Below are 8,597 nucleotides of genomic sequence, written 5' to 3'. Positions count from 1 at the left end.
CCCGCCCCGCCGTCGGTGCGCGGGGCCGGGTCCAGCATCAGCTCGGCCTTGACCGCCGAGGCGATGTCGTCCTCGTTGTGCGGGTCCCCCGGGAAGTACAGCTGCTGGGTGACCAGCTGGTACCCGGGTGCGGAGACCTTGATGTGGATGTGCGCCGGGCGCCAGGCGTGCCAGCCGGCCGCGGCGATCAGCTGCCCGCAGGCCCCGTCGGTGGGGATCTGGTACGGGGCCGGGCGCTTGGTGTTGATCTCGAAGTAGCCGTTCTCGTCGGCCTTCACGGTGGCCCGGAACAGCCACTCGGGCAGCTCAGGGGCGTACTGGGAGTAGAAGCCGTCGGCGTCGGCGTGCCAGATCTCCACCTGGGCGTCCTGGATCGGGTTGCCGTCGGTGTCGGTGAACCGGCCCTTGAACAGCAGCGGGGTGCCGGGCTCGTCCTCGCGCATCTGAAGGGTCGCCGGGGTGGGCAGCTCCGGGGCGCCGGGCACGTAGTAGGGGCCCTCGATGGTGCCCACGGCTCCGGGGCGCTCCTTGGAGTTGACGTCCTCGATGGTGTGCTCCAGCCACACGTCCAGGAACAGCGGCCACTCCCCGTCGGTGCCGACCTTGATCAGCCAGGCCTTCAGGGCGTGGTACTCCTCGTAGGTGACCTCGTGCTCGATCGCGATGTCGTTGATCGCCTTGATCGCCGCACCGGCCAGCAGGGACACCCGCTCCTGGGGCACCTCCAGCTTCGCCAGCTTGCCCGAGGCGGTGAACCGCTCGGTCGCCTTGGACCCGGCCTCGACCGCGGTGCCCTCGTTTGCCTTGCGCGTTGCCGCGTCGGTCTCCGTCATGGTCTTCTCCACATTCCTCGTTGAACGGTAGTCAGGGACGCCCGCCGTGCCTGTCGCTCCCGATGCAGCTCGAGACCCCCAGCTCGAGGTCCCCGGCTGTGACACCGGACACGTTGACGCCTCCTTCAGCCTAGGCGGGCCATCAGGACGCGACAAATATCGATTGGGCCACTTTTGTGCACATAATGCGGAATAAACCCACCCTTGGTTACTCCTAGGGGTTTGCCTGATGTGATCGCAGTCACGGGACATCAGACTGGCTTTGTACCGTCCGGCAGGAGCCGGTCGCAGCAGCGGCCCCGGCCCGCACGTCCCGAGCAGACGTCCCGCCCAGACATCCCGATCAGAAGGAGCACGTCATGACCGAGAACCTGACCCACGTTCGCGAGGTCCTCTCCGACGCCGTCGTGGACGACCGCGAGAACGGCGTCATCCGGGCCAAGCGGGAGATCTTCACCGACGAGGAGATCTTCGAGCTGGAGATGAAGTACATCTTCGAGGGCAACTGGGTGTACCTGGCCCACGAGTCGCAGATCCCCAACGTGGGCGACTACTTCACCACCTACATCGGTCGCACCCCGGTCGTGATCACCCGTGACAAGGACGAGAAGCTCAACTGCATCGTCAACGCCTGCTCCCACCGCGGCGCGATGCTGTGCCGGCGCAAGACGGACAACCGCACCACCTTCACCTGCCCCTTCCACGGCTGGACCTTCAAGAACTCGGGCGAGCTGCTCAAGGTCAAGGACGGCCGCAACGGCGGCTACCCGGAGAACTTCAACAAGGAGGGCTCGCACGACCTGACCAAGGTCGCCCGCTTCGAGTCCTACCGCGGCTTCCTGTTCGGCTCCCTGAACCCGGACGTGCTTCCCCTCGAGGAGCACCTGGGCGACGCCACCACGGTGATCGACTCGATCGTGGACCAGTCCCCCGAGGGCCTGGAGGTCCTGCGCGGGGCCTCGACCTACACCTACGACGGCAACTGGAAGGTCCAGGCGGAGAACGGCGCCGACGGCTACCACGTGACCTCGGTGCACTGGAACTACGCCGCGACCACGGCCCGCCGCACCGCCGGGGACTCCGCCAACAAGACCAAGGCCATGGACGCCGGCAAGTGGGGCAAGGTCAAGGGCGGGTTCTACTCCTACGAGCACGGCCACCTGCTGCTGTGGCAGGAGTGGACCAACCCGGAGGACCGCCCGCTGTGGGACCGCCGCGAGGAGCTCGTCGACAAGTACGGCGAGGAGATGGCGAACTTCATGATCAACATCTCGCGCAACCTCTGCCTGTACCCGAACGTGTACATCATGGACCAGTTCTCCTCGCAGATCCGCCACTTCCGGCCGATCTCCGCGGACCAGACCGAGGTCACCATCTACTGCATCGCCCCCAAGGGCGAGTCGCAGGAGAACCGCTCCAAGCGCATCCGCCAGTACGAGGACTTCTTCAACGCGACCGGCATGGCGACCCCGGACGACCTCGAGGAGTTCCGCTCCTGCAACAAGACCTACTGGGCCACCTCCGCCCCGTGGAACGACATGTCCCGCGGCGCGGCGCACGAGATCCAGGGACCCGACGAGCAGGCCCAGGCCCTCGGCATGACCAAGGTCATCGCCTCCGGCGTGCGCACCGAGGACGAGGGCCTGTACCCGGTCCAGCACGGCTTCTGGAAGGACGTCATGGACAAGGGGCTGGCCGAGGAGGAGCGCGCCGCCGCGCAGTCCGCTCCCGTGACCGCCTGACCCGGACTCCCCCGAACCACAGAAAGAGTGCAGAACACCATGGCCAACCTGCTGAACCCCGTGACGGCGCTGAAGACCGCCGAGGAGATCGCGACGCTCGAGACCGTGCGCGCCTTCCTTTACAAGGAGGCACGCCTGCTGGACGACCGCCAGTTCGACGAGTGGCTCGAGTGCTACCACCCGGACTCCGAGTTCTGGATGCCGTCCTGGGACGACGACGACCAGCTGACCGAGGACCCCCAGAACGAGATCTCCCTGATCTACTACGACAACCGTGGCGGCATCGAGGACCGCGTGTTCCGCATCAAGACGGACCGCTCCTCCGCCACGTCCCTGCCGGACCCCCGTACCGGGCACAACATCACCGACGTCGAGATCCTCGAGCACGACGGCGACCAGGTGCAGGTCCGCTTCAACTGGTTCACGCTGTACTTCCGCTACAACACGACGGACACGTACTTCGGCACCAGCTTCTACACGATCGACCTCTCCGGCGAGAAGCCGGTCATCCTGAAGAAGAAGGTCGTCCTGAAGAACGACTACATCCACCACGTCGTGGACGTCTACATGATCTGACGCCCGCTGCGGTCGGCCCCCGCCCGGGGGCCGACCGCATCGGACCGTCGGCACCCCGTGCTCACCGAGCACCCCACAGACTTTTCCCGGGCCGCGCGGACGCGACCCCCACCCAGGAGGTAATCATGGGCCACCAGGTAGCCCTCAGCTTCGAGGACGGCGTCACGAAGGTCGTCAAGGTCGGCGACTACGAGACCGTCCTGGACGCCGCCTACAAGGCGCGCATCAACATTCCCGCGGACTGCAGGGACGGCGCCTGCGGCACCTGCAAGGCCTTCTGCGACTCCGGCACCTTCGACCCCGGGGACTTCATCGACGACGCCATGACCGAGGACGAGCTGGAGAAGGGCTACCTGCTCACCTGCCAGGCGGTCCCCGAGTCCGACATGGCCATCCAGATCCCGGCGACCGCCGAGTCCGCGAAGACCTCCGCGACCACGTTCACCTCCACCCTCCAGGAGCTGGACAAGCACTCCGAGACCACGATCTCCTTCACCCTCGACGTCGAGAAGCGGGAGGAGCTCGCGTTCCTGCCCGGCCAGTACGTCAACATCAAGGTGCCCGGCACCGACGCCGAGCGTTCCTACTCCTTCAGCAGCGGCCCCGAGGTCGAGGGCGCGTCCTTCATGGTGCGCATCACCCCGCAGGGCGCGATGTCCGAATACCTGCGGGACCGCGCCCAGGTGGGCGACACCGTCGAGTTCTCGGGCCCCTACGGCTCGTTCTTCCTGCGCGAGCCCAAGCGCCCGCTGCTGCTGCTCGCCGGCGGCACGGGCCTGGCCCCGCTCCTGTCGATCCTGGAGAAGCTCACCGAGAACCCGCCCAGCACCCCGGTGCACCTGATCTACGGCGTGACCCGCGAGGCCGACATCGTGGGCCTCGACTGGATCCGCGCGTACGAGGAGAAGCTGCCGAACTTCACCTGGGACCACATCGCCTCCGAGGAGGGCACCTCCGCCCCGCACACCGGCTACGTCACCCAGATCATCGAGCCGTCCCACCTCAACGACGGCGACGTCGACGTCTACCTGTGCGGCCCGCCGCCCATGGTCAACGCCGTCTCCAAGTGGCTGGACAGCGAGGGGATCGAACCCGCCAACTTCTACTTCGAGCGCTTCGCGCCGAAGGACTCCACCGGCGGCGACGCCGAGACCGGCGCTCCTCCGTCCCCGGAGAAGGTGGCCGCCGAGGGCGACACCATGACCCGCACCGAGGCGGTCTCCTCGATGGAGACCGGCCGCCTGGAGTTCCGCAAGGAGGACAGCTTCGCCCACCTCGACGCCCGCATGGGCCTGGAGCTCGCCGTCACCGAGCTCATGATGGGCCGGCTGACCGAGGAGCAGCTCCACCAGTTCCGTCGCCTCGCCGAGGCCACCACCCACTCCGTGGGCGCCGGCACGGTCTCGGACCCCGAGGAGTACGTGCGGACCAACGAGGAGTTCCACGAGTACCTCTTCATGATCAGCGACAACCCCGCGCTGCTGGAGTCCTACCGCCGGCTCGACGTGCGCCAGCAGATGGCCGCGACCTTCGAGGAGGGCACCGAGATCTTCGCCCGGGTCGCGCAGGACCACGTCGACGTCGTCGCGGCCTTCGAGGCGAACGACAAGGAGCGCGCCCGCGAGGTGATCATGGCCCACGCCCGCGACGCCAAGGAGACCATGTCCACGGCGATCGACGCCAAGGAGGCCGACCTCTGATGGGGGCGCCGTACGCAGGACAGTTCGTCACCCCGGGCCGCTTCGCCGGCCGGGTCGCGGTCGTGACGGGCTCGGCGCAGGGCATCGGACAGAAGGTGGCCGAGCGCATCGGCGCCGAGGGCGGCGCCGTCGTCCTCGTGGACCGATCCGAACTGGTGCACGAGGTCGCGCAGGGCATCGGCCGGGCCGCCGAGGCCTCGGGCTCGGGCGGTTCGGCCACGTCCGTGACCGCCGACCTCGAGACCTATGCCGGGGCCCAGGAGGCCGTCGGGGCCGCGCTCGCGGCCCACGGTCGCGTGGACGTGCTCGTCAACAACGTGGGCGGCACCATCTGGGCCCGGCCCTACGAGGAGTACGACGAGGAGAAGATCGAGAAGGAGATCCGCCGCTCGCTCTTCCCGACCCTGTGGTCCTGCCGCGCCGTGCTCCCGGCCATGCTCGAGCAGGGCTCGGGCACGATCGTCAACGTCTCCTCGGTGGCCACCCGGGGCATGCACCGCGTGCCCTACGCCGCGGCGAAGGGCGGGGTCAACGCCCTGACCCAGTCCCTGGCCATGGAGGTCGCCGGCCGCGGGATCCGCGTGGTCGCCACCGCTCCCGGCGGCACGGAGGCCCCGCCCCGCAAGGTCAAGCGCGGGCCCGAGGCCGAGAGCGCCACGGAGAAGGCCTGGTACCAGGTGATCGTGGACCAGACCGTGGACTCCTCGTTCGTGAAGCGCTACGGCACGCTCGACGAGCAGGCCGCGCCCATCGTGTTCCTCGCCTCCGACGAGGCCTCCTACGTCACCGGCAGCGTCCTGCCGGTCGCCGGCGGAGACCTCGGCTGAGCGTCCGGTGACGCAGGCCCGCCGGCGCGGCCGTGCTCCCCGCCGGAGTAGACTCGCGGCCATGACGGCGGGCCTGCACCACGGCGACTCCGGGGAGGAATTCCCGCTGGTCGGGCGGGCCCGCGCCCTGGAGGAGCTGGTCGACGTCCTGCGGACCGTGCGCAAGGGCCACGTCCGCACCGTGGTGCTCGACGGCCCTCTGGGCTCGGGCAAGACGGCCCTGCTCGAGCTGTTCCTGGACCACTGCCGCTCCTCCGCCCGAGGGGTCCGGGTGCTCAGCGCCACCGGCGACGAGTGGGAGTCCCAGCTCGCCCTGGCCGGGTACAGCCAGCTCATGCTCGCCACGCCGCTGCGCTCGTCCCGGGGCTTCGACGGCGAGGCCGCCCCGCCCTCGGCCCCGGTCGCGGACCTGAGCCCCGCCCAGGCCGTGAACCACGCCGCCACCCTGAGCACCCACCTCGAGAGCCTGCAGGCCCGCGGCAGCGTGGTGGTCACCGTCGACGACGCCCACCGGCTGGACGAGCAGAGCCTGCGCATCCTGGTGTTCGTCATGCGCCGGCTGCACGGCAAGCGGGTCATGTTCGTCCTGACCCTCGACCCGACCCAGTCCTGGCACGTCCCGGCCGGAGTGCTCGACTTCCTCACCGGTCATCAGGTGCGGCCCATCCCCCTCGAGCCGTTCGGGGCGGAGGAGGTCCGGGCCGCGGCCCGCCAGTACTTCGGCCTCGACCTCGGCGCGACCGCGGCGCACCGGCTCGTCCGGCACACGGGCGGGCTGCCCCAGCAGGTGCTCGAGCTGCTGCGCGAGCTGCCCGAGGACACCTGGCACTCCTGGTTCGCGGACCTGCCGGCGAGCTCCCGGGTGCGCGCCCGCGTGCGCAGCGTCCTCGCCGGGGCCTCACCCGACCTGGTCCGCACGGCCGAGGCCGTCTCCGTGCTGGGACGCAGCGCGGGCCTGTCCGAGGTGGCCCACGTGAGCGGGGTGGAGGCCCTGATGGAGGCGCTCGACGAGGGCCACCGCGCCGGGTTGCTGGACCTGTCCGTGGACCAGGCCCGCTCCGTCGTGCAGTTCTTCGAGCCGGGCGCCGCGGACGCCGTCTACGGGCTGATCGTGCCGAGCCGGCGGATCGAGCTGCACCGGCGGGCCTCGGCCGCCGTGCACGAGGAGGGCGAGCAGCTCGGCCACCGCGTCTCCGCCACCCCGGGCCCCGACGAGGCGCTGGCCGTGGAGCTCGAGGCCTTCGCCGGGCGGCAGGCGATGGTGGGAGCCTGGCAGGAGGTCGCCACCGCGCTGTTCTCGGCGTCCCGGCTCTCCGCGGACGCGCGCCCCCGCAACGACCGTCTCCTGCGTGCCGTGGACGCCCTCGTCGGCTCGGGCAACATCGCCCAGGCCGACATGTGGGCGGCCGCGGTGGACGCCATGCCGTCCTCCCCCCTGCGCTCGTCGGTGCTCGGCTACCTCTCCACGGTGTCGGGGCAGAACCGCAGCGCGCAGACCCAGCTCGAGATGGCGTGGCGCACGAGCAACCGGCAGCGGGACCCCGGGTCCGCCGCGCAGATCGCCCAGCGCTTCGTGCTGCACGGCGTGGCCTCGTGGGACGGCCCCGTCATCACCCGGTGGGCGGAGACGGCGATGTCCCTCACCGATCCCGGCACCCCCGCCCACATCGAGTCCGAGGCCATCTACGGCCTGGGCCTCTTCGCCCAGGGCCGGCTGCGGGACGCCGAGTCCTCCTACGAGCGGGCCTTCGAGCACGCCGCGGAGAACGCCCAGAAGCAGCGCGTCCAGATGGGCGCCGGATGGCTCGCCCTGCGCGCCGACGACGTCGAGACGGCGCTCGTCCACTTCCAGGCGGCCGCCCCCACCGAGTACCGGGGCGGGTCCCTGCGGATCTCCCTGTGGGCGGAGGCGTGGCTGGCCCGCACGCAGCTGGTGCTGGGCGACTGGGACGCCGCGGCGGCCACGGTCTCCCGCGCCTCGGTGCGCCTCGAGACCTCGCAGATGCCGCTGATTAGGCCGCTGCTGTACTGGACCGCCGCGGAGCTGTGGTCGATGCGCGGGGACTGGGACCGGGCCCGCCACTACGTCTCCCAGGCCGCCGTGCAGCCGGGTACCTACCGGGCCATGCAGGTCCCGGCCAACCTCGCGCGGGCCCGCTTCCACGAGGCCCGCGCCGACTACGAGAGCGCCCTGGGGGTGTTGGAGCCCCTCACGGACCTCGATCCGTGGACGGACGAGCAGGTCTCCTTCTGGCCGTGGCAGGACACCTACGTCAACGCCCTCGTCATGACCGACCGGCTGGAGGACGCGGACGCCTTCCTCACCGCGTTCGAGCGCGTGCGCCGCGAGCGGCGGATCCCCTCCGACGAGGCCCGCACGGCGTGGGCCCGGGGCCGGATCCTCGCCGCCCAGGGCGATCCGGACACCGCGCGGGAGCACTTCGAGGCGGCCCTGGGACACCTGCGCGGGCTCAACCGACCGTACCTGCGCGCCCGGATCAGCTTCGCCTTCGGGCAGAGCATGCGCCGCGCGGGCAAGCGGCGCCTGGCCTCCACCGTGCTGCGGACCGCGCGCGACCTCTACGACTCGCTGGGCGCCGCCACGTACGTGGAGCGCTGCGACCGCGAGCTCAAGGCGACCGGTCTCGACGTCGGGAACCTGCCCGACCCCTCCGACCCGGTGCTCGCCGCCGTGGGCCGCACCGCGGCGCAGCTCACCGCCCAGGAGCAGGCGGTGGCCGAGCTCGTGTCGAGCGGGGCCACCAACAAGGAGACCGCGCGGGCCCTGTTCCTCGCGGAGAAGACCGTCCAGTACCACCTGACCCGCATCTACGGGAAGCTCGGGATCCGCTCCCGCAGCGAGCTCGCCGCCCGCTACCGCTCTCCCGAATGACCACGAGGTGGCGGCCGGCGGCGACA

Annotated in this window: 6 protein-coding genes; 5 read left to right on the top strand and 1 reads right to left on the bottom strand. The window is 70.4% G+C overall.

What is annotated here, in order from left to right; translation table 11 throughout:
- A partial coding sequence (gene catA / locus ACH9D2_RS14455) for a catechol 1,2-dioxygenase (protein WP_396363506.1) occupies nt 1–833 on the bottom strand: 833 nt, incomplete at its 3' end.
- Nucleotides 834–1,192: 359 nt separating this feature from the next.
- On the opposite strand from catA, the gene benA reads away from it, so the two are divergent.
- The 5 genes from benA to ACH9D2_RS14430 all read left to right on the top strand — a co-directional run bounded on the left by benA (nt 1,193) and on the right by ACH9D2_RS14430 (nt 8,571).
- Nucleotides 1,193–2,575 (top strand): benzoate 1,2-dioxygenase large subunit, encoded by a 1,383-nt coding sequence (gene benA / locus ACH9D2_RS14450; protein ID WP_396363505.1) that lies wholly within the window; start codon nt 1,193–1,195, stop codon nt 2,573–2,575.
- Nucleotides 2,576–2,614: 39 nt separating this feature from the next.
- Nucleotides 2,615–3,151 (top strand): benzoate 1,2-dioxygenase small subunit, encoded by a 537-nt coding sequence (benB, locus tag ACH9D2_RS14445; RefSeq protein WP_396363504.1) that lies wholly within the window; start codon nt 2,615–2,617, stop codon nt 3,149–3,151.
- Nucleotides 3,152–3,276: 125 nt separating this feature from the next.
- Nucleotides 3,277–4,851, top strand: coding sequence for a benzoate 1,2-dioxygenase electron transfer component BenC (benC, locus tag ACH9D2_RS14440; RefSeq protein WP_396363503.1), 1,575 nt, complete (start codon nt 3,277–3,279; stop codon nt 4,849–4,851).
- Nucleotides 4,851–5,678 (top strand): 1,6-dihydroxycyclohexa-2,4-diene-1-carboxylate dehydrogenase, encoded by an 828-nt coding sequence (locus tag ACH9D2_RS14435; RefSeq protein WP_396363502.1) that lies wholly within the window; start codon nt 4,851–4,853, stop codon nt 5,676–5,678. Before benC ends, ACH9D2_RS14435 begins: the two co-directional genes overlap by 1 nt.
- 61 nt (nt 5,679–5,739) lie before the next feature.
- Nucleotides 5,740–8,571 (top strand): AAA family ATPase, encoded by a 2,832-nt coding sequence (locus ACH9D2_RS14430; protein ID WP_396363501.1) that lies wholly within the window; start codon nt 5,740–5,742, stop codon nt 8,569–8,571.
- Nucleotides 8,572–8,597: the final 26 nt, after the last annotated feature.

The sequence above is a fragment of the Kocuria rhizosphaericola genome, from assembly GCF_044462205.1.
In the GTDB taxonomy this organism is placed as follows: domain Bacteria; phylum Actinomycetota; class Actinomycetes; order Actinomycetales; family Micrococcaceae; genus Kocuria; species Kocuria rhizosphaericola.
This window is presented reverse-complemented; position numbering and strand designations above follow the sequence as displayed.